Raw genomic sequence first — 22,362 nt, forward strand, 5'->3', positions numbered from 1 at the left:
GCGGGCGATAAGGCGATCGTCATGCCGTCTGCACTGACCCCGGGGATGTACCAGCCGCCGGTGATGGGCCGTTCCGCCGGAGAGATCCTGCTGTCCGGGATCACCCGCTGGCTGATCTTCGCGACGCTCGCCATTTGTGTGGTCGTACCCCACTCCTTTCAGGAGGCGACCGCGGCGCTGCTGCTGTTGACGGCGATCGCGTCGCTGCTGATCGTTCGCAAGGCGGCATATCTCGACACCATGCTGATGCTGTATTTCTGCGGCGTCGTCGTGACCGCCTTTTACATATGGATCGGCTATTCCTCTGGCGCGCCGCGTGAGGCGGTCAACCAGACGCTGATCGTCTACATCCTCGCACCGCTGATCTGGCTGCTGATCGGAACCGCGATGTTCCAGCAAATGGGAACGACCCGGCCTGTCCGGCTGCTCGTGCTCCTCACCTGGGTCGCAGTGCTCTCGGTGGCGGCCTTCTTCTATGCGTTTCTGACCTTCGGCAAGGAATCGGTGCAGTTCCTGTCGGAGGACGTGAACGTCAACGTCGCGCGCGGATATTCGGGTGCCAACATCCTCGTCTATGGCTCGCTCATTTTCCTGTCGGGGGCATTTTTCGCGCAGCCGACGCTGGTGCGAAATCGCTTCCTGCGGATGCTGCTGCCGCTTGCGCTGGTCGTCTGCGCGCTGACCTCGGGTCGCTCCGCGCTGATCCTCGCGGTGCCGGTCGGCTTCGTGACAGGCGTGGTGCTGCGCGCGCGCGTCGGCCTGACGGACGAGGACGGCAACAGCGAGTCCGTGTTCTGGCCGACCGTCCTGCTGGGCGTCCTGTCGCTGCTGGCGGTGGTCCTGATCGACGTCGCCCTGGACACCGTCGACCTCCAGGTCGTCATCGGGGAATTCATCGACGAGCTCCAGTCTGGCGGGGGCGCGCTCCGCACCGAACAGGTGGTCGCGCTATGGGACGGCGTCGAGGAAAGCTGGGGACTGGGCGTCGGCCACGGCATCGGCGTTCGCTATCTGCGCAGCGACCTGTTCCCCTGGCGCTACGAGGTCATTCCGCTCGCCTCGCTGCTTCGCGTCGGCTTCATCGGGACGCTGGTCTATGCCAGCGTGTTCGTCGTGTACGGGGCTTTGCTGTTCCGCCGGGTCGCCGAGAAGCTGTTGCGGCCGGAGGACATCTACATGGCCGGCGGCTTCACTGCGAGCGCGATGGCGATGTTCACCAACCCGTACATCGAATCCTTCATCTTCCAGTGGATGTATTTCCTGCCGGTGCTCAGCCTGGGCATCCGTCGCAACGTCGATCCGGGCGGGGCGGCAGCAGCGAACGTGGCGGCCACCTGAGCCGATCTCAGCGGCCCAGGCCGAGCACTGCCTCAACCGGGGTTGCGCGGAATTCGACCCGGTTGGCGCTGACCCGCGCGCTTCCCGCGTCGATCCTTGCCGCCGCGAACACGGTCATCGCCTGCGCGGTTCGACCATCGGGGCTCGCAAAGCGGTTGCCGGACAGCGTCAGGTTGCGGTTGACGCCGTCGACAAAGGCGATGGCAACGCCGTTGCGTGCCCCTGCCGCGCCGCAGTCGACGAACATGTTGCCGGTCAACGCCAGCCGGTCGGATGACCGTATCCACAGCGCGTGGCCGGGGGCTTGATTGCCGGCGCGCTCGAAGCGGTTTTCGTCGACCTCGACCTCGGCCACCATGCCGCGATAGCCGATCTCCGCCATCTTTGAACATTCGATGATCCGGTTGCGCGTGATCCGCACGCCACGGACGCCATCGACGATGAACGGGGTCGCGCAGCCGCGTATCTCGTTTTCCGCGACCATCAGCTCGTAGCGCGGGGTTCCGGTGAGCGACTTGCCCGGGCCATAGCCGAAGATCGCGAAGCCGCCGGCACGATCGACGATGCGATTTTCGGTGATGGTAAAGCCCTGTTGCGCGATGTCGACCGCGTCGTTGGGCCGCAGGTTGAGGGCGACCGCGTTGCCGCCGCCCCCCTGGAACAGGTTGCGGCGGATGACGACGTTGCGAATGATCGCGAAACGGTCGCCATTGGGCTCGCAGTCGATGGCGCCCGGCTGCGCCAGCCCGGTCCGCGGATTCATCGGATCGCCGCGAAGCGGCGTCCCGTCGCCCGGCCGGGTGCAGTTCAGGAACACGCTGTCCTCGATCAGCAGCCCGTCGCAGTCGATGACCGAAATGGCGTTGCGATTATTGGCGTTGATGCCGTCGAACCGACAGTCGCGGACCACGACATCGCGATTGTGGCGCTCCACCGCGGAGATTGTCGACGAGCCGAGATGCAGCCCGTCGCCGCGAAAGCCGGTGAAGTTCACGCGCTCGAAGCGCGCGCCGGTGACGCCGTTCAGCATGACCAGATAGTCGAACTCGCTGAACCCGCGGCGCACCACATCGTCCTCGAGCGAGAGGTCGCGAAAGGCGATGCCCTGAAGGTTTCGGGCCGGGTCGGGTGACTTGCTGTCGGCATGGAACAGGAACGGTGCCGGGCGCGCATAGGACCGCGCGATGATCGTGCGCCCCGGCCCGTCGCCGAACAGCATGGCGCCCGTTGGCAGGTTCGGTTCAGCGGTCGCGACCAGATAGCGCCCTTCCGGTCCTGACCCGCCGGCCGCCGGGGCGTGGACGGGGCGTCCGGTCTCAAGGGCGCGGCGAAAGGCGTCGCTGTCGTCGACGTCGTCCGCGCGGCGAAAATCGGTCACGCGCACCGCATCCGCGCCGGTTGCGCGGGCGATCGCGGCCGCAATCCCGGCGCCGGCCAGTCCGCCGACGATTGCGCGACGTGTCGCCTTCATGGCCGGCGGCGCACTGGCGGCGACACGCCGGCGATGCTAGGGGCAGCGCCGCAAAAGCCGGAGTTTCGATCATCCATCGCGTCGTTTCATCCCTTCAGGGTCGCACCATCCTGATGATGCCCCGCTATACCGATCTGGGCCCGAGCAGCCGGCTGCGCCTGAGCCAGTTCATCCCGGCGCTCCGCGAAGCAGGCGCATCGGTGGAGGTATCGCCCTTCTTCAGTGACCGTTATCTGAACGGCTATTTCAACGATGGCGCGAAGAGCAAGGTGGAAACCGTTCGCGCAATCGCCCGCCGCGCGGCGCGTCTCGCGGGTCCCGCCCCGGATGTCGTATGGATCGAGAAGGAGCTGTTTCCCTATTTGCCCGGCGCGACCGAGCGGGCGTTGACGGCGCGGGGCATTCCCTATGTCGTCGACTATGACGACGCGATCTTCCACAATTACGATCTGAGCGGGTCGGCACTCGTCCGCCGGGTGCTGGCGGAGAAGCTGACGCCGCTGATCCGGGGGGCGGCGGCGATCACTGCGGGCAACCCCTATCTCGCCGATTATGCCGTGCGTCATGGCGCACGGCGGGTGGTCGAGGTGCCGACCGTGGTCGATCCGGGCCGCTATCCGGTCACGGCACCTGCGGAAACCGGCGCGGTGCGGATCGGCTGGATCGGGACGCCGGCCAATGCGCGCTATCTGGACCCCGTCATCGCGGCGATGGCGCAACTGGCGGGAACCGTTCCGCTCGAACTGGTCACGATCGGCGCCGACCCGATCCCCGACCTGCCGTTCACCCAGCATTGCCATCCGTGGACCGAAGCGACGGAAGCCGAATTGCTGACCGGGATCGACATCGGCGTGATGCCGCTGCGCGACAGCCCGTGGGAACGCGGCAAGTGCGGCTACAAGCTCATCCAGTATATGGCCGCCGCGCGCCCCGTCATCGCCTCGCCCGTCGGCGTCAACGCGACGATCGTCGACCCCGCGGTCGGGCTGCTCGCCGACACCGTCGAGGAATGGAGCGCGGCGATCGCCGAACTGGCCACCGACCGCGCGCGCCGGCTCGCCATGGGCAATGCCGCGCGGGCCCGCGTCGAACGGCATTATTCGGTGGATGCCATCGCGCCGACGGTCGTCGCGACATTGGCCGATGCGATCGCCGCGGCACGCCCGGCATGAAGACGATCGCGTTCATTACCAACAACGGCTCGACCGTCGGCAATTTCCGCGGGGACCTGATCCGCGAGCTTGCCGCGCGCGGCGACCATGTGCTCGCCCTTGCACCCGATTGGGATGAGCCGCAGCGCGCGGTTGCCCGGGCCTGCGGCGCGGAACCGGTCGACTTCTCGCTCGACCGCGTCGGGCTGCGGCCGCTGCGCGACCTGCGGGATACCGCGCGGCTGTGGCGACAGCTCGACGCGCTGAAGCCCGACATCGTGTTCGGCTATTTCGTGAAGCCGGTGATCTACGGGATGCTGGCGGCGCGCGCGGCTGGCGTGCGGCGGCGGATCGCGATGATCGAGGGGCTCGGCTTCGTCTTCACCGAGGGCGAGGGGGCGATGACGGTGAGGCGTCGTGCGCTGCGGACGGCCGCGACGACGCTCTATCGCCTCGGGCTGGGGGCCGCCCACCGCGTCGTCATGCTCAACCGCGACGACGCCCGGCAATTCATCGATGCCGGCATGGTCGACGCGGCCAAGGTCACGGTGCTCGGCGGGATCGGCGTCGACCTCGATCGGTTCAGCGCGCCGCCGCCAGCGGCGGGACCGCCGGTGTTCCTCATGGTCGCACGACTGCTGCGCGAAAAGGGGGTGCGTGAATATGTCCGCGCCGCCGCCCGTGTCCGCGCGCAGGCGCCGGGCGCGCGGTTCATCCTGCTCGGCGGCCGCGATCTCAATCCCGGCGGGCTGAGCGCGGACGAGATCGACGCGATGGTCGCTGACGGGATCGTCGAATGGCATGGTCATGTCGACAACGTCGCCGACTGGATCCGCGACGCGAGCGTTTTCGTCCTGCCCTCCTATCGCGAGGGGGTGCCGCGTAGCACGCAGGAGGCGATGGCGATGGCGCGGCCCGTCGTCACGACCAGCGCGGTCGGATGCCGTGAAACCGTGGAGGAGGGCGTCAACGGCTTCATGGTGCCGCCGCGCGATGCAGAGGCGCTGGCGGCGGCGATGATGCGCTTCGTCGACCAGCCCGGCCTGATCCCGGCGATGGGCGCGGCGAGCCGGGCGATGGCGGAAGCGCGCTTCGACGTGCGTGAGATCAACCGGCGGCTGATCGCGATCATCGATGGTGAGGGGTAAACGGCGCCAGGCGGCGCGCGCCTTGGCCGATCGCCGTCGATGTGCTTGAGCAACCGGCACGCCCGTTCGGACACGGGGTGCATTGGAGTGAGTCGAGGCAAATGACCAAAACCGTCCTTCACGTCGGCTGTGGCTGGGCATCGCTGGAGAACATGACTGCGGGGTTCCAGGACGGCAGCTGGCGCGAGATCCGCTTCGACATCGATCCCGGCGCACGCCCGGACATCGTGGGCACGATCACCGACATGACCAATGTCGAAAGCGACAGCGTCGATGCGGTCTTCTCCTCGCACAATATCGAGCATGTCTTCGCGCACGAGGTCGCATCGGTGCTCGCCGAGTTTCGCCGCGTGCTGAAGCCCGACGGCTTCATCGTCGTCACCTGTCCCGACCTGTTGAGCGTTGCCGAGCATATCGTCGCCGACCGGCTGGGCGATCCGCTCTATCAGTCGCCCGCCGGGCCGATCACGCCGCTCGACATCTTCTATGGCCATTCGGACGCGATCGCGCGGGGCCAGACCTATATGGCGCACAAGACCGGCTTCACCGCCAAGACGCTGACCGAGGCAGCCAAGGTACATTTCCCGTCGCTCGGCGTGCGGCGGCGGCCCAAGGCGTTCGACCTGTGGTTGATCGCGACCAAGCAGCCGGTCGAGCGCGAGCGGCTGGAACAGTTGATGGCGGATTTCGCCAAAGCGTGACGGGCGGGGCCGCCCGCCTGTCAGCGTACCCCCGGATTCTTTCCTTGTCGCACGACTTCATTTTCGTCACCCCGGCCTTGTGCCGGGGTCCACCGCGCCACAGGCGCTGACCCCCGACATTCCGCGACGCTGGGCCATCACTAAGGGTTCAGCGACACTGCCACGCGACATGCCAGGCGGCACGGTGGACCCCGGCACAAGGCCGGGGCGACGGTAAGGGTGTCCAGGGTGTGCGGGTTAAGAGGGTTTTGGAGGCGATCTTCCCGCCCGCTCACCCTGCTTTGCGTAACTCCACTGCAAGCGTCGCACGCGGCTGGTCGGGCCAGATTCCGCGCGTGTCGTAGACGAGCTTGCCCGCGCGCTCGTCGAGCGGCACGGACTTGAACACGTCGTGGTCGACCAGGACGATGAAGATCGGGCACGTTTCGATCGCTTCGTCGATGTCGATCAGCGTCGCTGCCGTGCCCGCGAAATCGCCGGGCAGTTCGGCGGCATGGGGTTCGACGATCCGCACCCGGCTGCCATAACGCTGGGCCAGATGCGCGGCGACCTTGAGCGCCGGGCTCTCGCGGAAATCGTCGATATTCGCCTTGAACGCCAGGCCCAGGCAGGCGACGGGCGCGCCGGGCAGGCTGTCGATCAGCCCCTCGGCACGGCCGATCGTATAGGCGATCTTGTCGTCGTTGACGGTGCGCGCGGTGCGAATCAGGCGGCTGTTGGCGGGGTCGCCATGCACCAGGAACCAGGGGTCGACCGCGATGCAATGCCCGCCGACCCCGGGGCCGGGGGCGAGGATGTTGACGCGCGGGTGGCGGTTGGCCAGGCGGATCACCTCCCACACATCGATGCCCATGCCGTCGGCCAGCACCGACAATTCATTGGCGAAGGCGATGTTGACGTCGCGGAAGGCGTTTTCGGTCAGCTTGGTCATCTCCGCCGCGCGCGCGCTGGTGGTGACGCAGGCGCCGCGCACGAACCGCCGATAGAATTGCAGCGCCTTGCGCGCGCAACGCGGCGTCACGCCACCGATCACCCGGTCATTGTCGATCAACTCGACGAGGATGCGGCCGGGCAGCACGCGTTCGGGGCAATAGGCGACCGCGATGTCGGCGGTGCCGGTGCAATGGCCGGGCACCTTCAGGTCGGGGCGCAGCCGGGCGAGCAGTTCCGCCACCTTGTCGGTCGTGCCGACGGGCGAGGTCGATTCGAGGATGACCGTGTCCCCGGCCTTCAGCACCGCGGCGATGTTGGTCGCGGCCTGCAGGACATAACCGATATTGGGCGCGTGATCGGCATCGAACGGCGTCGGCACGGCGATGACGAAGACGTCGGCGGGTTCGATCAGCGTTGCAGCGCGCAGCATCCCGCGCGCGACCACGCCGGAAACCAGCCCGTCCAGATCGATTTCCTCGATATGGACGCGGCCCGAATTGACGGTTTCGACGACTTGGGCGTTGACGTCGATCCCCAGCACGCGGGCGCCGCTGCGCGCGATGACGGCGGCGGTGGGCAGGCCGATATAGCCCAGCCCCATCATGACGACGTTCAGTTCAGCATCCGAAACCATCAGCGACGATCCTTGCGATCCTTTGGGACGCATGGCCGTCGCCGAACGGATTGTGGGCGCGCGCCATGGCCGAATAGGCATGGCTATCGTCGAGGAGGGTGAAGATTCCGGAAACGATGCGGTCGGTATCGGTGCCGACCAGCCGTGCGGTGCCCGCCGCGACGCCCTCGGGCCGCTCGGTCGTCTCGCGCATCACCAACACCGGCTTGCCCAGCGCCGGGGCTTCCTCCTGCACCCCGCCCGAATCGGACAGGACGAGGTGGGCGAGGTCGAGCGCGCGGATGAAGTGCGGGTAATCGAGCGGGTCGATCCGCGCGACATTGTCGCGGGTGCCCAGATGCCGGTCCATGACGGCGACGACATTGGGGTTGGGGTGCATGGGAAACAGCACCGCGACGTCGGGGCGCTCGGCAATGCGGCCAATCGCCCGCGCGATCGATTCCATGCCGTCGCCGAAATTTTCGCGGCGATGCGTCGTGACCAGCACGATGCGCTTGCCGGCGAAGCGCCGGACAATGTCGTCCAGCCCCGCCGCCATCGCCGGATCGTCGGTAATCGCTGCCCGCGTCGCCAGCAGCGCGTCGATCACCGTGTTGCCGGTGACGTGGATCGTCGCCGGGTCGATATTCTCGGCCCTCAGCGCATTGGCCGCGGTCTCGGTCGGCGCGAAATGCTGGTCGGCGATGGGCGCGACGATGCGCCGGTTCACTTCCTCGGGCCAGGGTTGCCAGATGTCGCCCGAACGCAGCCCCGCCTCGACATGCGCGACGGGCACGCGGCGATAATAGGCCGCCAGTGCGCCGACCATTGCGGTGGCGGTATCGCCCTGCACGATCACCCGGCCGGGGCGCTCGGCGTCCATCACTTCGCCGAGCCCGGTCAGCAGCCGCGCGGTCAGCCGGTCGAGCGTCTGGCCTGGCTCCATCAGGTCCAGGTCGATGTCGGGCGAGATTCCGGCAATCGCCAGCACCTGATCGAGCAGCCCGCGGTGCTGCGCCGTGACGCAGGTGCGGACCCGCAGGCCGGGTGTTTCGCGCAGCGCGCGGATGACGGGGAACAGCTTGATCGCCTCCGGCCGGGTGCCGAAGACGAAGAGCACGGTTTTCTGAGCGGCGGCGGCGGTCATGACGTGACCCATAGCCGTGGCGGCTTAACTCGTCGCTAAAACGAGACGGTTCGCGGGCACATTTCATGCTGCACCCGCGAAAGGATTTGCCTTGCCCCGGACGGCCCACTATCCGACAGCGGCGTCACCGGAGGTTCTGCCAAGATGATCAAGCCCGTCCGCAAGGCCGTTTTTCCCGTCGCCGGTCTCGGCACGCGCTTCCTGCCCGCCACCAAGGCGATGCCGAAGGAGATGCTGACCGTCGTCGACAAGCCGCTGATTCAATATGCGGTCGAAGAGGCGCTGGAGGCGGGTATCGAGCAGATCATCTTCGTCACCGGTCGCGGCAAGGGCGCGCTGGAGGACCATTTCGACATCGCGTTCGAGCTCGAGACGACGATGCGTGCACGCGGCAAGTCGATGGCGCTGATCGAGGGCACGCGGATGACCCCCGGATCGCCCGTTTATGTGCGCCAGCAGGAACCGCTGGGGCTCGGCCACGCGGTGTGGTGCGCGCGCGAGATCGTCGGCGACGAACCCTTTGCGGTGCTGCTGCCCGACGAGCTGATGGTCGGCACCCCCAATTTCCTCGCCCAGATGGTCGCGGCCTATGAACAAGTCGGCGGCAACGTGATCGGCGCGCTGGAGGTGCCGGACAGCGAAACCGACAAGTACGGCATCATCACGCCGGGTACACGCGACGGCAAACTGACCGAAGTGACCGCGCTGGTCGAAAAGCCCAAGGCGGGCACCGCGCCATCCAACCTGATGATCCCGGGCCGCTACATCCTGCAGCCCGAGGTGATGAAGATCCTCGACAATCCCGTCACCGGCGCGGGCGGCGAAATCCAGCTGACTGATGCCATGGCCAAGCTGATCGGCGTCCAGCCCTTCCACGGTTATACCTTCGACGGCGACCGCTATGATTGCGGCGACAAAGCGGGCTTCATCTGCGCCAACATCGCGCTGGCGCTGGCCCGTCCCGAGCTCGCCCCGCAGGTCGAGGCGTTCCTGGCCGCGCGCTAGCGGCTACAGCACGTAACGGCTGAGGTCGGTGTTGCGGGCGATGCTGGCCAGCTGGCGATCGACATAAGCCGCGTCGATCACCAGCGTTTCGCCGCGACGATCCTCTGCATCGAAGCTGACTTCCTCGAGCAGCTTTTCCATCACGGTCTGAAGCCGGCGCGCGCCGATATTCTCGACCTCGCCATTCACTTCGGCGGCAATGCGCGCGACCGCGCGAATGCCGTCGGGGGTGAAGTCGATCGTCACATCCTCCGTGCCGATCAGCGCCTTATACTGTTCGGGCAGGCTCGCCTTGGTGTCGGACAGGATCGCGACGAAATCCTCCTCGGTCAGCCCCTTCAGCTCGACGCGGATCGGCAGGCGGCCCTGAAGCTCGGGCAGCAGGTCGCTCGGCTTGGCGACGTGGAATGCGCCGGATGCGATGAACAGCACATGGTCGGTCTTCATCGGCCCGTATTTGGTCGCCACCGTCGTCCCCTCGATCAGCGGCAGCAGGTCGCGCTGCACGCCCTCGCGGCTGACCGATCCGCCACGAACATCGCTGACCGCGATCTTGTCGATCTCGTCCAGGAAAACGATCCCGTTGGCCTCCGCATCGGCCAGCGCGGCACGGCTCACCTCGTCCTGGTCCAGCCGCTTGTCGGCTTCCTCCTCGACCAGCTTGGCCCAGGCGGCGGGGACCGGCAGCTTGCGGCGCTTCAGCTGGCCGCCGCCGAACGCCTTGCCCATCATCTCGCTCAGGTTGATCATGCCCATCTGGGGCGCACCGGGGATTTCGAACGGCATCGTCGGGGCCGCATCGACCTCGATCTCGACTTCCTTGTCGTCGAGATGGCCGTCGCGGAAGCGCTGGCGGAATGCCTCGCGCGTCGCCTGGCTCGAATCCTTGCCGGTCAGCGCGTCGAGCAGGCGAGTCATCGCCGCTTCCTCCGCCTTGTCCTTCACCGCGACGCGGCGGCGCTCCTTTTCCAGCCGGATCGCTTCCTCGACCAGGTCGCGGGCGATCTGTTCGACATCGCGGCCGACATAGCCGACTTCGGTGAACTTGGTCGCTTCGACCTTGACGAAGGGCGCGTCGGCCAGCTTGGCCAGCCGCCTGCTGATCTCGGTCTTGCCGCAGCCGGTCGGGCCGATCATCAGGATGTTCTTGGGGCTGACCTCGTCGCGCAGGTCAGGGCCGAGCTGCTGCCGGCGCCAGCGATTGCGCAGCGCGACCGCGACCGCGCGCTTGGCGTCGGCCTGGCCGATGATGTGCGCGTCGAGCGCGCGGACGATGGCTTTGGGGGTGAGGGTGTCGGTCATTCCAGATGAAATCCGTTCGTTTCGAGCGAAGTCGAGAAACGTTGGTCCCGGTGTCGCGTGTCTCGACTTCGCTCGACACGAACGGGAACAAAGGTTCGAGCGTCAGGTGGCGCTGTCCATCGTCTCCACGGTCAGGCGATCGTTGGTGTAGACGCAAAGCTCGGCAGCGATCGCCATCGCCTTGCGCGCCAGCACCTCGGCATCGGGCTCATATTCCGCCAGGGCGCGCGCTGCGGCGAGCGCGAAATTGCCGCCCGATCCGATCGCGGCGATGCCGCCTTCGGGCTCCAGCACGTCGCCATTGCCGGTGACGACCAGCGTCACGTCCTTGTCGGCGACGATCAGCATCGCCTCCAGGTTGCGCAGATATTTGTCGGTCCGCCAGTCCTTGGCGAGCTCGACCGCGGCGCGCAGCAGCTGGCCCTGGTGCCGCTCCAGCTTGGCCTCCAGCCGCTCGAACAGGGTGAAGGCGTCGGCGGTCGCGCCGGCGAACCCGGCAATCACCTTGCCATCCCCCAGCGGACGGACCTTGCGCGCATTGGGCTTCATCACGGTCTGGCCGGCCGAAACCTGGCCGTCGCCCGCGATCACCACCTTGCCGGATTTGCGCACGGAAAGGATCGTGGTGCCGTGCCACACCATGGATTTGTCGTTCATGGCGCTTCAAATGGTCACGCGATCAGGGATGAACAATAGGGCGCGTTGTTCGACGATCAGCGCCCGGCGTAAATCCGGCGCAAGCCATTGGCCAGAAGGTCCGGCACTGGATCGACCGGCCGATCCACGATCTCGAAGCTGACATTTCGGATTTGGTCCGCCTCGATCGACAACAGGTCGAAGGTGGCCAGCGGCAGCTGATCCTGCTGCGCGATCGACCGACGCAGATCGATCAAAAAACGCTGCGCATCGGCGAGGTTGATGCGCCGGATCGAGCCATCGATGGCCAGCGAAAGATCCTGGATCGCACCGATATAGGTGACCGAGAGATTGGGCGCCCACGCGCTCTTGTCCGTAAGGTCGTATCGGGTCAGCACCACCGCCACCGCGATCTTGCTGTCGTCGTCCAGCTTGTTGGCCAGATCGGTTGCCCACCCGTACAGCCAGCGCGGCAGGGCGTTGGTAAAGGACAGGCGGCGCAGATACGCGGTTATCGCGATGAAGATCGCCAGCGCGAGCGCCAGCTCGATCCCGGCGAACAAGGCAAGGTCGTGTGCACCGCGTGGCCAGCCCCCGACCTGCAACCGATCCAGTTTCTGCGGAAAAACCACGATCGAAGCGATCATCAGGAGCACATGTGCGACCACCGAACTCGCCACGATGACGGTCAGTGACTGGACCGACCCCGGCGCTGGCGGGATCGGTGCGAAGACGCGTCGTTGCGCCCGGCCGCGATCCCCGACACCAAAATGTCCGAACCGGCCAAAAATCCCGTAGAATGCACAATAGGAAGCGAGGCCGGGCAGCAGCAGGAGCAGGACAGCGCCCAGTCGGAAATCGATCACGCGCCCCCCGGCCTCGCCTTGTTACCTTCTTACCGGGCGCGCAGGGGCCGCCATCGCGGCCGACAGCGCGCCATCAGTCAAGACGCTGCGGCTTCGCGGATGTCAGCTTCAGGTGCGTGCGGCCCGTCCTTACGCGCACGACGGGTGTTTTCCAGAACCTTCAGCCAGCTGTTATCGTGTTCCGCCAGCAATCGGCGTCCGTTGCGAAGCGCAGTTTCCGAATTTACCTGCATCGTCACCGGTCTCCTTGCACGCGCCAAGATAACGTTTGGCCATGAAAAAACAATCACCGCGCCCGCTTGGTTGCCGCTACCGGTCCACGCCCTTCGCCTTGCCCCATTGCCGCGCGGCGGTGTAGCCGAGATAGCCGGTGCCGAAGAGGACATAGAGGGGCTCGGGAATACCCGAGAGATAGGCGTTCATCGCACGCACGATGCCGTCGGCGAGCCGTGGCTGGACTGCGCCGATCAGCCCCATCGGGATCGACCAGAGCAGCAGCACATACATGACGTAGAGAAAGCTGGGGCGGGCGCGGCTGGTCCACGGGTCGTTCGAGCCCGCCTCGGCGACGATCGCCGACAATTGCGCCTTCAGCTGCTCGAGCTCTTGCGTGCCCTGAAGCCGGATCAGCTCCAGCTTGGCCGCCTGGCGCGCCTTCGGATCGGGAATCAATTTGTCGATCAGCCCGGTGATCGGGCCGAGCAATGCGTCGAGAACGGCCATGGTCTTTCCTTCTGTCGACGGGTTCGGAACAGGCGCTGATTAACCGATACGGTTGGCGAGCCAGCCGTAAAGGAAACTCTCATTCGCCGGCCGACGCTCGGCGAGTTCGATGTAGCGCGCACCCTGCAGCGCGTTGAGCGCGCGCAGCAGCACGGTTTCGCCCGCCGGGCCGCGCAGGTCGAGGAAGCGGTCGAGCGCGCCGAGCGTCGCGGGGCCGATCCGCCCGTCACGCGCGATGTCGGGATAGTCGCGGCGCGCGCGGTTGAGCACGTTGAGCGCGCGTTGCAGGAACATCGTCGCGGTCGCGGGCCCCATGTTCACGCCGGTGTCGAAAAGTTCGGCGGCGACGCCCGGTGCGCGCGTCGCGACGTCGTCGAATCGCGGCGCCTGCCAGTAGATGGCGCGGTAGATCCGTTCGGCCACCGTGCGCGGCATGTCGCGCATCGCGCCGTGATAGCCATGCTCGCGGGCCACCCGTTGGGTGATTCCGAATTTGGTCGCGCCGCCGCGATCGTCGGGGTGGTCCGAATAGCCGCCCTCGCGCGAAATCACGTCGTCGATGAGCTGGTCGATGTCCATAGGGGTGCCTCCGGTTCGGGCGGCGGTATTTAGCCCATCTGGTTCGTGTAGGACAGCAATGTCCTTCGCGATGTCGGGAGGGGCTTGGGGTAGAAAATGATGAAGCGGATTGTCTCCCCAGCGCCCGATCTCGGAATAAGCATCTGATCGCCGCGACGCCTGAATTTTCCCGTCACCCCGGGCCCGGTGCCGGGGTCCGCGGTGCTGCAAAGCGCCGTCGCACGCCAGTCGAAGCCGAGCCAGTGCGTGGGGCGAGGGACGCACGCCGATGATGATCCTGTACAGGTTGCGCGGTGGACCCCGGCAAAGGCGGGGTGACGAGAAACGGGTGCTGAATGTTTACGGCCCCTCGCGCAGGCAGGAGGGGAGAGTCCCTTTCCCTTGCCGTCGTCTCTCGCCATATCGCGCCGGTGACTTCCGTTTCCCCTGTCCCGCCGCTGGCGCTCTATATCCACTGGCCGTTCTGCGTCTCCAAATGCCCCTATTGCGATTTCAACAGCCATGTCCGCGACCAGGTCGACCAGGATCGCTGGCGCGCTGCGCTGCTCGCCGATCTGGCGCATGAGGCCGCGCTGTTGCCGGGGCGGCGGCTGGGCTCGATCTTCTTCGGTGGCGGCACGCCCTCGCTGATGCCGCCGGCGACCGTCGCCGCGCTCATTGACGCGGCGACCGTGCACTGGCCAGCCGAGCCCGATATCGAGATCACGCTGGAAGCCAATCCATCGTCGGTCGAGGCCGCGCGCTTCACCGATCTGGCACAAGCAGGGGTCAATCGCGTGTCGCTGGGGTTGCAGGCGCTGGACGATGCGGCGCTCGGCTTCCTGGGCCGCGCGCATGATGTGGCGGAGGGGCTGGCGGCGCTGGCGACCGCGCAACAGGCATTTGCGCGGGTGAGCTTCGACCTGATCTATGCCCGGCCGGGCCAGACGCCCGATGCGTGGCACGCCGAACTGGCCCGCGCGATCTCGTTCGGGACCGAGCATCTCTCGCTCTATCAGCTGACGATCGAGCCGGGTACGCGCTTTGCGACGCTGGCGGCCAAAGGGGAATTGACGATTCCCGATGGTGAGGCCGCCGCCGACCTGTTCGAGCTGACCCGCGACCTGACCGGCGCTGCCGGCCTGCCCGCCTATGAGGTGTCGAACCATGCGCGGCGGGGTGCGCAGAGCCGCCACAACCTGACCTATTGGCGCTATGGCGACTATGCCGGCGTCGGTCCCGGCGCGCATGGGCGCCGCCGCGGGGTTGCGACGGCGCGGCGGCGGAAGCCGGAGAACTGGCTGGATGCGGTCGATCGCAACGGCCATGGCATCGAGGTCGAACAGGCACTGACCCCGCGCGAGCAGGCGACCGAAGCGTTGGTCATGGGCCTAAGGCTGGCCGAAGGCGTCGATGTCGCGCGCATCGGCCGGGATTGGGTCGATGATGACGCCGCGGCGCGGCTGGCGACGCAGGGCCTGGTCACGCGCGACAGCGAGCGGCTGGCCGTCACGCCAGCGGGAATGCCGGTGCTCGACGCGATCCTGCGCGAGGTGGTGCGGGGGTAGAGCGGCCGGCCGCAACCTCGGCCGTTACCTGCCCAATCGCCACCGGCTGTCTTCAACCTTTCTCGGCACGCCTTGCTGTCGCGGTCTGCCGTCACCCCGGCCTTGTGCCGGGGTCCACCGGGCGGCGAGGCCGTGCGGCTTGACCATTGGCGCGGCGCTGGCGGCACCGTGGACCCCGGCACGAGGCCGGGGTGACGCGACGAGGGCGATGGCCGCGTCGTTACTTCCCGAAACTCTTCGGCGCGGGCGACACGGTCACGATCGATCCGCCGCGCACTTCCTGAACCTCCAGCGCGCGTTCGGCGACGCCGTCGCGGCCGAAGCGGAACGCCCCGTCGAGGCCGGCAAATCCGTCCGCCTCGCGCAGCCGCGCTTCGGGGAAGGGCGTGCCGACGCGCCAGTCGCGCGCGATCCGCACGGTCAGCAGGACCGAATCATAGCCCAGGCTCGCGAGGCGATAGGGCGCGGCGTTGAAGCGCGCGCGATATTTGGTCGCGAACTGGCGATAGAGCGTGTCGGACACGCTGGCGAACCACGACCCGTTGAGCGCGGTGCGCCCGCCGATGCCGGTGTCGGTGTTCCACAATTCGGTGCCGAGGACGCGGGCGTTGGCGCTGCCCGACTTGCGGATCGCGGGGACCGCCAGCGCCGCAGTGCCGGCTGCGTCCGCGATCAGCACCGCCTGATAGGGCGATGCCCGCGACAGGCGGGTGACCGCGGCGGTGATCGATCCCTGGCTGCGGTCATAGGTCTGGAGCGAGACGACCTGGCCGCCGGCATCCTCGACCGCGCGCAGGAAGGTGGTCGACGCGCGTTCGCCATAGAGACCGCTGGGCATCAGCCCGGCAAAGCTGGTGATGCCGGTGCCGCGCGCATAATCGACGACGCGCTCGATCGACTGGGCGGGCGAATAGCCCATGATGTAGGTACCATCGCCGGCCACCCCGGTGTCGTTGGAATAGCTGAGCACCGGCACGTTGGCGCGCCTCGCGATCGGCGCGATCGCGCGCGCGTCTTCGGACAGGAGCGGCCCGAGGATCAGGCGGTTGCCGTCCGCGATCGCGCGGTTCGCCGCCGCCACCGCGCCGCCGGCGGCCGCGGTGTCATAGCTGGTGATGCGCACAATCTCGCTGCGGGTGTCGAGCAGGGCGAGCTGGGTCGCGTTGGCGATCGACTGGCCGACGCGCGCGTTGGTGCCGGTCAGTGGCACGAGCAGCGCGACGCGGTGGCGCTGGCTATCCTCCGGGATGCCGGGGCCGACTGGGCGCGGATCGGTCGGGCGCGTCGGCTGGGGCGGCGGCTGGTCGGGCACGCCGCGCGGCACCAGCGTCTGACAGCCCGACAGGATGATCGCGCCCGCGACCGCGATGATGCGCAGGATCCCGATCCGACGTTGCGGTTTCACCATACCCTCTGCCATGACAACTCCCGGATGAACGCCCCTCTCACTCCCGGCCTCTATATCGTGGCGACGCCGATCGGCAATCTCGGTGATCTGAGCCCGCGCGCGGCCGAGGTGCTGTGCGGTGCCGACGTGATCGCGGTGGAGGACAGCCGGGTCACCGCCGGCCTGCTGCGCCATATCGGCGCGAAGGCGCGGATGACCCCCTATCACGATCACAATGCCGAAGCCGTGCGGCCGGGGCTGATCGCGCGGATGGGCAGCGAGGTCGTGGCGCTGGTGTCGGATGCGGGCACACCGCTGATCTCCGATCCCGGCTACAAACTTGTGCGCGACGCGCGTGCGGCGGGGCATGCCGTGGTGACGATTCCGGGGCCGTGCGCGGCGATCGCGGCACTGACGCTCGCAGGGCTGCCGACCGATCGCTTCCTGTTCATGGGCTTCCTGCCCGCCAAGGCCGGGGCGCGGAGTGAAACCATCGACGAGGTGGCGGGAGTGCGTGCGACGTTGGTCTTCTACGAATCGGGACCGCGGCTGGCGGCGACGCTGGCCGCGCTGGCCGAGGGACTCGGCGACCGCGAGGCAGGGGTGGCGCGCGAGATCACCAAGAAGTTCGAGGAGTGCGTGACCGGCACGCTGAGCGGGCTTGCCGCGCGCTATGCCGATGCGCCGCCCAGGGGCGAGATCGTGATCGTCGTCGCCCCGCCCGGCGATGCGCCGCCCGCGACGGCCGAGGATGCCGACGCCGCGCTCGCCGAGGCGATGACCCGCCTGTCGCCCGGCCAGGCGGCGAGCGAGGTCGCCCGGAAACTGGGCGTAGACCGCCGCGCGCTCTATGCTCGCGCGATGGTGATGAAGCCGCGCGCGTGAGGGACCGCCACGCGGCCGAGGCGCGGGGGCGGCGGGGCGAGACGATCGCGGCCTGGTATCTTCGCCTGAAGGGCTGGCGCATCCTCGACCAGCGGGTGCGGACGCGGGTGGGCGAGGTCGACCTGATCGCCCGTCGCGGCGGGCTGATCGCGTTCGTCGAGGTGAAGACGCGCGCGAGCGATGCCGAGCTCGACCTGGCGATCGACGAGCGGCGACTGGCGCGCGTTGCGGCGGCAGCCGAGCTGCTGCTGCCGCGCTATGCGGTCAATGGCGAGGATGTGAGGATCGACGTCATCCTGATCGTGCCGGGTCGCGTGCCGCGCCACATCGAACATGCGTGGATGGGCTGAACCGCGCGGATCGATCACGACGCGCGCCCGGCCGCGGTCAGTTCAGGTAGAAGTCGACCGTTGTCACCACGCGCACCTTCTTGAACGGGCTGTCGCCGCCTTCGCCGCCGCCGTCGCGCTCGTCGATGGTGAAATAGCCCTGGGTCGCGCTCTTGATGCCGCCGACGCCGGTGCCGCTGTCGCGGGCGAACTGTTCGGCGGCCTTGCGCGCGTCGCGCGTCGCGTCGGCAACCATGGCGGGCTTCACGTCGTTGAGCCGGGTGAAGCTGTAGCGCATGCCGCTGCCTTCCTGCAGCGTGACGCCGCGCCGTACCAGCTCGAACTGGCGGGCAACCGCAGCCCGCGCGCGGCGAATGTCGTTGGTGCGCAACAGCATCCGCTGGTTGATCGTGATCGTCAGCACGCCATTGCTGAAATACTGGTTCACCCCCGCCCCGGTCGGCGTGATCGCGCTTGCGGGAAAACCGAGCCGGCGGAAATAGGCCTCCAGCTCGCGCGTATCGGCATCGACATCGGCCTGGACCGCGGCCAGGTCGGTGCCGGTCGCCGAATAGCTGATCGCCCAGGTGGCGAGATCGGCGGTCACATCGCGTTCGGCCAGCCCGCGCACCGTCACCGACCGGTCGGCGCTGCGCGCGCGACGCAATCCGTCGCCGAGCAGGAAGCCGCCCGCGACCAGTCCGAGCGCGACGATCGCCGCCGCCAGCACCATCATCCGCCCTGAAAACCCAGACCCCTCGGCCATGTCCCGTCCTTCCCTTCCGTCGTTCCGCCACCTATCTTGGCGGAGTCCGCGCTACGGCATCATAGATGAACCGTGCATGATCGTCGACGAGTTGAAAGGGTGTGCATGAAATTTCTCCACAGCATGATCCGCGTCGCCGATCCCGATGCGACGGTGACGTTCTTCAAGCTGCTGGGGCTGGAGGAAGTGCGGCGGATGGAGAACGAAGCCGGCCGGTTCACGCTGATCTTCATGGCCGCGCCCGGTCAGGAAGGCGTGGCGGAGGTCGAGCTGACCTACAACTGGCCACCCGCCGACGGCAGCGCGCCCGAAAGCTATGGCGGCGGCCGCAATTTCGGCCACCTCGCCTATCGCGTCGACAATATCTACGCGACGTGCCAGCGGCTGATGGATGCGGGCGTCACGATCAACCGCCCGCCGCGCGACGGGCACATGGCGTTCGTGAAGTCGCCCGACGGCATTTCGATCGAACTGCTTCAGGCGGGGCGGCTTGAGCCTGCCGAGCCCTGGGCATCGATGCCCAACACGGGGACGTGGTGATGCCCGAAGCCGCGCTCGAGATCGTCCGCGTGCCGGTGCTGAACGACAATTATGTCTGGCTGGTGCATGACGCGGCGTCGGACGGCACCGTGGTGATCGACCCCGCGGTCGCCGAACCCGTGCTGGCGGCGGCGCAGGCGCGCGGCTGGCGGATCGGGGCGATCTGGAACACCCACTGGCACCCTGACCATATCGGCGGCAATGCCGGGATCAAGGACGCGACCGGCGCGATCGTCACCGCGCCTGCCGCCGAGGCCGCGCGCATCCCGTCCGCCGACCGGTTGGTCGCGGAGGGCGATACGGTGCGGCTGGGCGATCATGTCGCCACGGTGTGGGAAGTGCCCGCGCACACCGCCGGGCACATCGCCTATCACTTCGCGGAGGACGCCGCGATCTTCGTCGGCGACACGCTGTTCGCGATGGGCTGCGGCCGGCTGTTCGAGGGTACGGCGGCGCAGATGTTCGCCAACATGCAGCGCCTGGCCGAGTTGCCCGACGACACGACCGTCTATTGCGCGCATGAGTACACCCAGTCGAACGGCCGGTTCGCGCTGTCGATCGACGGCGATAACGCGGCGCTGGTCGCGCGGATGGCCGACGTCGACGCGGCGCGGGCGGCGGGTCAGGCGACGGTGCCGACGACGATCGGGCTGGAGCGAGCGACCAACCCGTTCCTGCGTGCCGGCAGTGTTGCGGAGCTGGCGGAACGCCGCGCGGGCAAGGACAATTTCAGGGGATAGGGCGGTGGCCGGCGCGGCCGGCGCGCGACCCCAGGCGGAGAAATGCCGATGCGCCCGTTGATGATGCTGATCCCGCTCGCCGCGTTGACGGCGGGCGCATGCACCGAAGCCGCGCCCGAGGCGCGCTACACCCGCGACAAGGCGCGGCTGGCGCGCCTGCTCGCCGGTCGGGTCGCGGGGGAACCGGTCAACTGCATCTTTCCGACCGCGTCGTCGGGGGGCACCATTTATGGTGACGACACGATCATCTATCGCGACGGCGCGCGGCTGTGGCGCACCGGGCCGGTGGGCGCTTGTCCCGGCCTACGCCCCGACGTCATCCTGGTGATCGACCGGTTCGGATCGCAGCTGTGTCGCAACGACCGTTTCCGCACGGTCGACCGGGGCGTAGGCATCCCGTCGGGGGATTGCCGCTTCGACAGCTTCACGCCCTATACCCGGGCGAAATAGCACGCGTTCAGGCGAAGACGAGCCGGTCGTCGCCAAGCGTTGCAAGCAGCCCGACCATGCCGCCCGCTTCGGCCGACGGCACGACGCCGCGAAGGTCGATGCCCGCCGCCGCCAGCCCGGACTGGCACGCGATCGTCCGGACGCCCAGTTCGTGCGCGGCGATGCGGAGTTCGCGCAGCGCGGGATCGGCGAGCACCTTTACCGCCGCGTCGTGCAGGTAGAGGCAGGTCCGGCCGCCCAGCGCCGCCGCCGCGCTCGCCAGCGTGATCGCGGCATGCGCGCGCGCCGGGTCGGCGCCCGCGACGATAACGGTCAGCCCGCGCACGTCGGGCATGCCGGATCCGCAGGCACGCTGAGTGTGCGGAAGCGCCAGCCGAGCAGGTCGACGAGCAGCAGTTTGCCCACGCTGTCCTCCCCGAAGGGGTGGATCGCGCGCAACGCCTCGACCGCGGCGAGCGTGCCGACGACGCCCGCCGTGGCGCCCAGCACGCCCTGATCCGCGCAACTGGTGTCCGCGCGCGCGGGATCGTTGCCGACGACGCAGCGATAGCAGGGGCGGCCCGTTTCCCAGCCGCGATAGAGCGCGACCTGCCCCTCGAACCCGCCGATTGCCGCGCTGACCAGCGGCACGCGCGCGGCGTGGGCGGCGTCGGCGACCGCCAGCCGGGTGGCGAAATTGTCGCTGCCGTCGATGACCGCGTCGACGCCGCCGAGCAGTGCGGGCAGGGTGGCCGCGTCCGCCCGGATCGCGTGGGCGTCGACCGCCACGCCGGGGTTGAGCCGCGCGATCGCGGCGGCGGCGGCATCGACCTTGCGCGCGCCGACCGCTGCGTCGCCGAACAGGATCTGGCGCTGCAGGTTGGACAGGTCGACGCGGTCGTCGTCGACGATACGCAGCCGTCCGATCCCCGCGGCGGCGAGATACTGGATCGCCGGGGTGCCGATGCCGCCGACGCCGATCACCAGCACCGTCGCGCCGCGGATGCGCCGTTGCCCGACGCCGCCGATTTCGCGAAGGATGAGGTGACGGGCATAGCGATCAAGTTCGGCATCGGCGAGCTCGGGGCCGGGTGAGGGTGCCGCCATCGCCGCTACCATTCGAAGACGAGCGTCGCGCGATACCAGCCGGTCGTGCGCGCCATGCGCTGGGTCAGGTTGTTGCGGGCATAGCTGACGACGATCCCGGCGGCATATTGCTCGACCGTCACGCAGTCGATCGCGTGCGGGATGGTGGCGCGGACCATGCCGTCCTGAACCAGCACCGCGACATCGGCGCGCACCACGCTGCGCCCGCCTTCGATCGCGGGTGGCGGGCATCGACCCGACCGGCTTTCCCCGGCGACATAGGCGGTCATTTCGGGCGCGATGGTCAGCGGCACGCGAAAGTCGAGCTGGGGCAGCGCATCCCACTGGATGCGCCCGGCGGGCCTATCGCCCTGGCCGCCCTGCATCGCAAGCATGAGTGCGAGCAGGGGACCCGCCGAGGGGACGATCGTCATCTGCCCGTGGAGCCGAAACCGCCGCTGCCGCGGGCGGTTTCGTCCAGCGTGGCGACTTCGTCCAGGGTGGCGCGCTGCACGGGGGCGGGGACGAGCTGGGCGATCCGCTCGCCGCGCACCACCTCGAACGGCGCATCGCCCAGATTGGCGAGGATCACCTTCACCTCGCCGCGATAATCGCTGTCAATCGTGCCGGGGGTGTTGAGGCAGGTAATGCCGTGCTTGAGCGCCAGCCCCGAGCGCGGGCGCACCTGGACCTCATAGCCCTCCGGGATGGCGAAGGCGAAACCGGTCGCCACCGCGTGGCGCGCGCCGGGGGCGAGCGTCAGGCTTTCGGCGGCGACGACATCCATCCCGGCGGCGCCCGACGTCGCATAGACGGGCATCGGCAGGCCGGCGCCATGCGCGAGCCGCTGGACGGCGATCCGGATCGGGGCGGGCGGGGTCATCGTGGCGGTTCCTGTCCGGTGGCGAGCTGCACGGCGGCGTCGACCAGCGCGGGGTCGCCCGCCAGGTCGTGGCCCTTGCCGGGCAGGATGCGGAAATCGGTGTCGATGCCGCGCAGCGCCAGCGCCTCGGCATAGGCGCGCAGCAGCGACGGCGGGG

The 22,362-nt window shown here is 68.2% G+C and carries 26 protein-coding genes; 11 read left to right on the plus strand and 15 right to left on the minus strand.

Translation table 11 applies throughout. The features are described 5' to 3' along the window. Positions 1-21 precede the first annotated feature (21 nt). Entirely contained in the window at positions 22-1,338 is a 1,317-nt protein-coding gene (locus tag AX709_RS09790; RefSeq protein WP_156454240.1) for a hypothetical protein, read from the plus strand. 7 nt (positions 1,339-1,345) lie between these two features. Here AX709_RS09790 and AX709_RS09795 read toward each other — a convergent pair whose 3' ends face one another. Continuing rightward, positions 1,346-2,809: a right-handed parallel beta-helix repeat-containing protein gene (locus AX709_RS09795; protein ID WP_066549140.1), complete on the minus strand. Its 1,464-nt coding sequence runs from the start codon at positions 2,807-2,809 to the stop codon at positions 1,346-1,348. A 116-nt stretch (positions 2,810-2,925) separates the two neighbouring features. Between AX709_RS09795 and AX709_RS09800 the strand changes: the two genes are divergently transcribed. The 3 genes from AX709_RS09800 to AX709_RS09810 all read left to right on the plus strand — a co-directional run bounded on the left by AX709_RS09800 (position 2,926) and on the right by AX709_RS09810 (position 5,809). Then, complete coding sequence (locus tag AX709_RS09800) at positions 2,926-3,981, plus strand: glycosyltransferase (protein ID WP_197419103.1); 1,056 nt, start codon at positions 2,926-2,928, stop codon at positions 3,979-3,981. Further along, positions 3,978-5,108, plus strand: coding sequence for a glycosyltransferase family 4 protein (locus AX709_RS09805; RefSeq protein WP_066549142.1), 1,131 nt, complete (start codon positions 3,978-3,980; stop codon positions 5,106-5,108). The genes AX709_RS09800 and AX709_RS09805 overlap by 4 nt, the downstream gene beginning before the upstream one ends. 101 nt (positions 5,109-5,209) lie before the next feature. After that, positions 5,210-5,809 (plus strand): class I SAM-dependent methyltransferase, encoded by a 600-nt coding sequence (locus tag AX709_RS09810; protein ID WP_066549147.1) that lies wholly within the window; start codon positions 5,210-5,212, stop codon positions 5,807-5,809. Between the two features lie 271 nt (positions 5,810-6,080). On the opposite strand, the gene wecC is transcribed toward AX709_RS09810, so the two are convergent. Beyond that, a complete protein-coding gene (wecC, locus tag AX709_RS09815) occupies positions 6,081-7,376 on the minus strand; it encodes a UDP-N-acetyl-D-mannosamine dehydrogenase (protein WP_066549148.1) in 1,296 nt (431 codons plus the stop codon). Further along, positions 7,360-8,502 (minus strand): non-hydrolyzing UDP-N-acetylglucosamine 2-epimerase, encoded by a 1,143-nt coding sequence (wecB, locus tag AX709_RS09820; RefSeq protein WP_066549177.1) that lies wholly within the window; start codon positions 8,500-8,502, stop codon positions 7,360-7,362. The genes wecC and wecB overlap by 17 nt, the downstream gene beginning before the upstream one ends. 144 nt (positions 8,503-8,646) lie before the next feature. Here wecB and galU point away from each other — a divergent pair, with 144 nt between their 5' ends. Further along, positions 8,647-9,507, plus strand: a complete 861-nt coding sequence (galU, locus tag AX709_RS09825; protein ID WP_066549149.1) for a UTP--glucose-1-phosphate uridylyltransferase GalU — start codon at positions 8,647-8,649, stop codon at positions 9,505-9,507. A 3-nt stretch (positions 9,508-9,510) separates the two neighbouring features. Here the strand turns inward: galU and hslU are convergent, their stop codons facing one another. The 6 genes from hslU to AX709_RS09850 all read right to left on the minus strand — a co-directional run bounded on the left by hslU (position 9,511) and on the right by AX709_RS09850 (position 13,613). After that, the gene (gene hslU / locus AX709_RS09830) at positions 9,511-10,809 is read right to left on the minus strand and encodes an ATP-dependent protease ATPase subunit HslU (protein ID WP_066480552.1); all 1,299 of its coding nucleotides are present in this window, start codon (positions 10,807-10,809) and stop codon (positions 9,511-9,513) included. Positions 10,810-10,911: 102 nt separating this feature from the next. Continuing rightward, the gene (gene hslV, locus AX709_RS09835) at positions 10,912-11,466 is read right to left on the minus strand and encodes an ATP-dependent protease subunit HslV (RefSeq protein ID WP_066480554.1); all 555 of its coding nucleotides are present in this window, start codon (positions 11,464-11,466) and stop codon (positions 10,912-10,914) included. A 56-nt stretch (positions 11,467-11,522) separates the two neighbouring features. Then, positions 11,523-12,311, minus strand: coding sequence for a hypothetical protein (locus AX709_RS09840; protein ID WP_066549151.1), 789 nt, complete (start codon positions 12,309-12,311; stop codon positions 11,523-11,525). A 77-nt stretch (positions 12,312-12,388) separates the two neighbouring features. Then, positions 12,389-12,550, minus strand: a complete 162-nt coding sequence (locus tag AX709_RS18620; protein ID WP_156437763.1) for a hypothetical protein — start codon at positions 12,548-12,550, stop codon at positions 12,389-12,391. Positions 12,551-12,620: 70 nt separating this feature from the next. Beyond that, positions 12,621-13,034 carry a holin family protein gene (locus AX709_RS09845; protein ID WP_066549152.1) on the minus strand — a complete coding sequence of 138 codons (414 nt, stop codon included), beginning with the start codon at positions 13,032-13,034 and terminating at the stop codon, positions 12,621-12,623. A gap of 39 nt (positions 13,035-13,073) precedes the next feature. Then, complete coding sequence (locus tag AX709_RS09850; RefSeq protein ID WP_066549154.1) at positions 13,074-13,613, minus strand: glycoside hydrolase family 108 protein; 540 nt, start codon at positions 13,611-13,613, stop codon at positions 13,074-13,076. Positions 13,614-14,023: 410 nt separating this feature from the next. On the opposite strand from AX709_RS09850, the gene hemW reads away from it, so the two are divergent. Continuing rightward, positions 14,024-15,160, plus strand: a complete 1,137-nt coding sequence (gene hemW / locus AX709_RS09855) for a radical SAM family heme chaperone HemW (protein ID WP_443026196.1) — start codon at positions 14,024-14,026, stop codon at positions 15,158-15,160. A gap of 220 nt (positions 15,161-15,380) precedes the next feature. Here the strand turns inward: hemW and AX709_RS09860 are convergent, their stop codons facing one another. Next, positions 15,381-16,580 (minus strand): penicillin-binding protein activator, encoded by a 1,200-nt coding sequence (locus tag AX709_RS09860; RefSeq protein WP_066549156.1) that lies wholly within the window; start codon positions 16,578-16,580, stop codon positions 15,381-15,383. A gap of 12 nt (positions 16,581-16,592) precedes the next feature. Between AX709_RS09860 and rsmI the strand changes: the two genes are divergently transcribed. Together rsmI and AX709_RS09870 are read left to right on the plus strand one after the other, a co-directional pair. Further along, on the plus strand, positions 16,593-17,432 hold the full coding sequence (rsmI, locus tag AX709_RS09865) for a 16S rRNA (cytidine(1402)-2'-O)-methyltransferase (protein ID WP_066549158.1): 840 nt from the start codon (positions 16,593-16,595) through the stop codon (positions 17,430-17,432). Next, a complete protein-coding gene (locus AX709_RS09870) occupies positions 17,429-17,782 on the plus strand; it encodes a YraN family protein (RefSeq protein ID WP_066549160.1) in 354 nt (117 codons plus the stop codon). The genes rsmI and AX709_RS09870 overlap by 4 nt, the downstream gene beginning before the upstream one ends. 37 nt (positions 17,783-17,819) lie before the next feature. Here AX709_RS09870 and AX709_RS09875 read toward each other — a convergent pair whose 3' ends face one another. Continuing rightward, on the minus strand, positions 17,820-18,527 hold the full coding sequence (locus AX709_RS09875; protein ID WP_066480572.1) for an SIMPL domain-containing protein: 708 nt from the start codon (positions 18,525-18,527) through the stop codon (positions 17,820-17,822). 105 nt (positions 18,528-18,632) lie between these two features. On the opposite strand from AX709_RS09875, the gene AX709_RS09880 reads away from it, so the two are divergent. The 3 genes from AX709_RS09880 to AX709_RS09890 are packed head-to-tail and all read left to right on the plus strand — an operon-like array spanning position 18,633 to position 20,257. Further along, positions 18,633-19,067 (plus strand): VOC family protein, encoded by a 435-nt coding sequence (locus AX709_RS09880; RefSeq protein WP_066480574.1) that lies wholly within the window; start codon positions 18,633-18,635, stop codon positions 19,065-19,067. Further along, positions 19,067-19,807: a hydroxyacylglutathione hydrolase gene (gene gloB / locus AX709_RS09885; RefSeq protein ID WP_066549161.1), complete on the plus strand. Its 741-nt coding sequence runs from the start codon at positions 19,067-19,069 to the stop codon at positions 19,805-19,807. The genes AX709_RS09880 and gloB overlap by 1 nt, the downstream gene beginning before the upstream one ends. 48 nt (positions 19,808-19,855) lie before the next feature. Next, positions 19,856-20,257 (plus strand): hypothetical protein, encoded by a 402-nt coding sequence (locus tag AX709_RS09890; RefSeq protein WP_231726508.1) that lies wholly within the window; start codon positions 19,856-19,858, stop codon positions 20,255-20,257. Between the two features lie 7 nt (positions 20,258-20,264). Here AX709_RS09890 and AX709_RS09895 read toward each other — a convergent pair whose 3' ends face one another. Genes AX709_RS09895 through dut form a run of 4 tightly spaced genes read right to left on the minus strand, consistent with a single transcriptional unit; the run spans position 20,265 to position 22,205 of the window. Continuing rightward, complete coding sequence (locus AX709_RS09895; RefSeq protein WP_066549163.1) at positions 20,265-20,591, minus strand: DsrE family protein; 327 nt, start codon at positions 20,589-20,591, stop codon at positions 20,265-20,267. Further along, the gene (locus AX709_RS09900) at positions 20,570-21,343 is read right to left on the minus strand and encodes a HesA/MoeB/ThiF family protein (protein ID WP_066549180.1); all 774 of its coding nucleotides are present in this window, start codon (positions 21,341-21,343) and stop codon (positions 20,570-20,572) included. Before AX709_RS09900 ends, AX709_RS09895 begins: the two co-directional genes overlap by 22 nt. A 5-nt stretch (positions 21,344-21,348) precedes the next feature. Beyond that, a complete protein-coding gene (locus tag AX709_RS09905) occupies positions 21,349-21,756 on the minus strand; it encodes a hypothetical protein (protein WP_066480578.1) in 408 nt (135 codons plus the stop codon). Then, complete coding sequence (gene dut, locus AX709_RS09910; RefSeq protein WP_066480579.1) at positions 21,753-22,205, minus strand: dUTP diphosphatase; 453 nt, start codon at positions 22,203-22,205, stop codon at positions 21,753-21,755. Before dut ends, AX709_RS09905 begins: the two co-directional genes overlap by 4 nt. Positions 22,206-22,362: the final 157 nt, after the last annotated feature.

This window comes from Sphingomonas sp. CCH15-F11 (assembly GCF_001557005.1).
GTDB lineage: Bacteria > Pseudomonadota > Alphaproteobacteria > Sphingomonadales > Sphingomonadaceae > Sphingomonas.

What these genes read in the sequence shown, in the direction of transcription:
- AX709_RS09810 (WP_066549147.1), top strand. Translation starts at nt 5,210, where the DNA reads ATGACCAAAACCGTCCTTCACGTCGGCTGTGGCTGGGCATCGCTGGAG.
- AX709_RS09875 (WP_066480572.1), bottom strand. Translation starts at nt 18,527, where the DNA reads ATGGCCGAGGGGTCTGGGTTTTCAGGGCGGATGATGGTGCTGGCGGCG.
- AX709_RS09790 (WP_156454240.1), top strand. Translation starts at nt 22, where the DNA reads ATGCCGTCTGCACTGACCCCGGGGATGTACCAGCCGCCGGTGATGGGC.
- hslV (WP_066480554.1), bottom strand. Translation starts at nt 11,466, where the DNA reads ATGAACGACAAATCCATGGTGTGGCACGGCACCACGATCCTTTCCGTG.
- AX709_RS09845 (WP_066549152.1), bottom strand. Translation starts at nt 13,034, where the DNA reads ATGGCCGTTCTCGACGCATTGCTCGGCCCGATCACCGGGCTGATCGAC.
- gloB (WP_066549161.1), top strand. Translation starts at nt 19,067, where the DNA reads ATGCCCGAAGCCGCGCTCGAGATCGTCCGCGTGCCGGTGCTGAACGAC.
- AX709_RS09795 (WP_066549140.1), bottom strand. Translation starts at nt 2,809, where the DNA reads ATGAAGGCGACACGTCGCGCAATCGTCGGCGGACTGGCCGGCGCCGGG.
- AX709_RS09805 (WP_066549142.1), top strand. Translation starts at nt 3,978, where the DNA reads ATGAAGACGATCGCGTTCATTACCAACAACGGCTCGACCGTCGGCAAT.
- AX709_RS09890 (WP_231726508.1), top strand. Translation starts at nt 19,856, where the DNA reads ATGCGCCCGTTGATGATGCTGATCCCGCTCGCCGCGTTGACGGCGGGC.
- rsmI (WP_066549158.1), top strand. Translation starts at nt 16,593, where the DNA reads ATGAACGCCCCTCTCACTCCCGGCCTCTATATCGTGGCGACGCCGATC.
- AX709_RS09850 (WP_066549154.1), bottom strand. Translation starts at nt 13,613, where the DNA reads ATGGACATCGACCAGCTCATCGACGACGTGATTTCGCGCGAGGGCGGC.
- galU (WP_066549149.1), top strand. Translation starts at nt 8,647, where the DNA reads ATGATCAAGCCCGTCCGCAAGGCCGTTTTTCCCGTCGCCGGTCTCGGC.
- AX709_RS09900 (WP_066549180.1), bottom strand. Translation starts at nt 21,343, where the DNA reads ATGGCGGCACCCTCACCCGGCCCCGAGCTCGCCGATGCCGAACTTGAT.
- AX709_RS09880 (WP_066480574.1), top strand. Translation starts at nt 18,633, where the DNA reads ATGAAATTTCTCCACAGCATGATCCGCGTCGCCGATCCCGATGCGACG.
- AX709_RS09860 (WP_066549156.1), bottom strand. Translation starts at nt 16,580, where the DNA reads ATGGCAGAGGGTATGGTGAAACCGCAACGTCGGATCGGGATCCTGCGC.
- hslU (WP_066480552.1), bottom strand. Translation starts at nt 10,809, where the DNA reads ATGACCGACACCCTCACCCCCAAAGCCATCGTCCGCGCGCTCGACGCG.
- AX709_RS09895 (WP_066549163.1), bottom strand. Translation starts at nt 20,591, where the DNA reads ATGCCCGACGTGCGCGGGCTGACCGTTATCGTCGCGGGCGCCGACCCG.
- AX709_RS09905 (WP_066480578.1), bottom strand. Translation starts at nt 21,756, where the DNA reads ATGACGATCGTCCCCTCGGCGGGTCCCCTGCTCGCACTCATGCTTGCG.
- dut (WP_066480579.1), bottom strand. Translation starts at nt 22,205, where the DNA reads ATGACCCCGCCCGCCCCGATCCGGATCGCCGTCCAGCGGCTCGCGCAT.
- AX709_RS09800 (WP_197419103.1), top strand. Translation starts at nt 2,926, where the DNA reads ATGCCCCGCTATACCGATCTGGGCCCGAGCAGCCGGCTGCGCCTGAGC.
- wecB (WP_066549177.1), bottom strand. Translation starts at nt 8,502, where the DNA reads ATGACCGCCGCCGCCGCTCAGAAAACCGTGCTCTTCGTCTTCGGCACC.
- wecC (WP_066549148.1), bottom strand. Translation starts at nt 7,376, where the DNA reads ATGGTTTCGGATGCTGAACTGAACGTCGTCATGATGGGGCTGGGCTAT.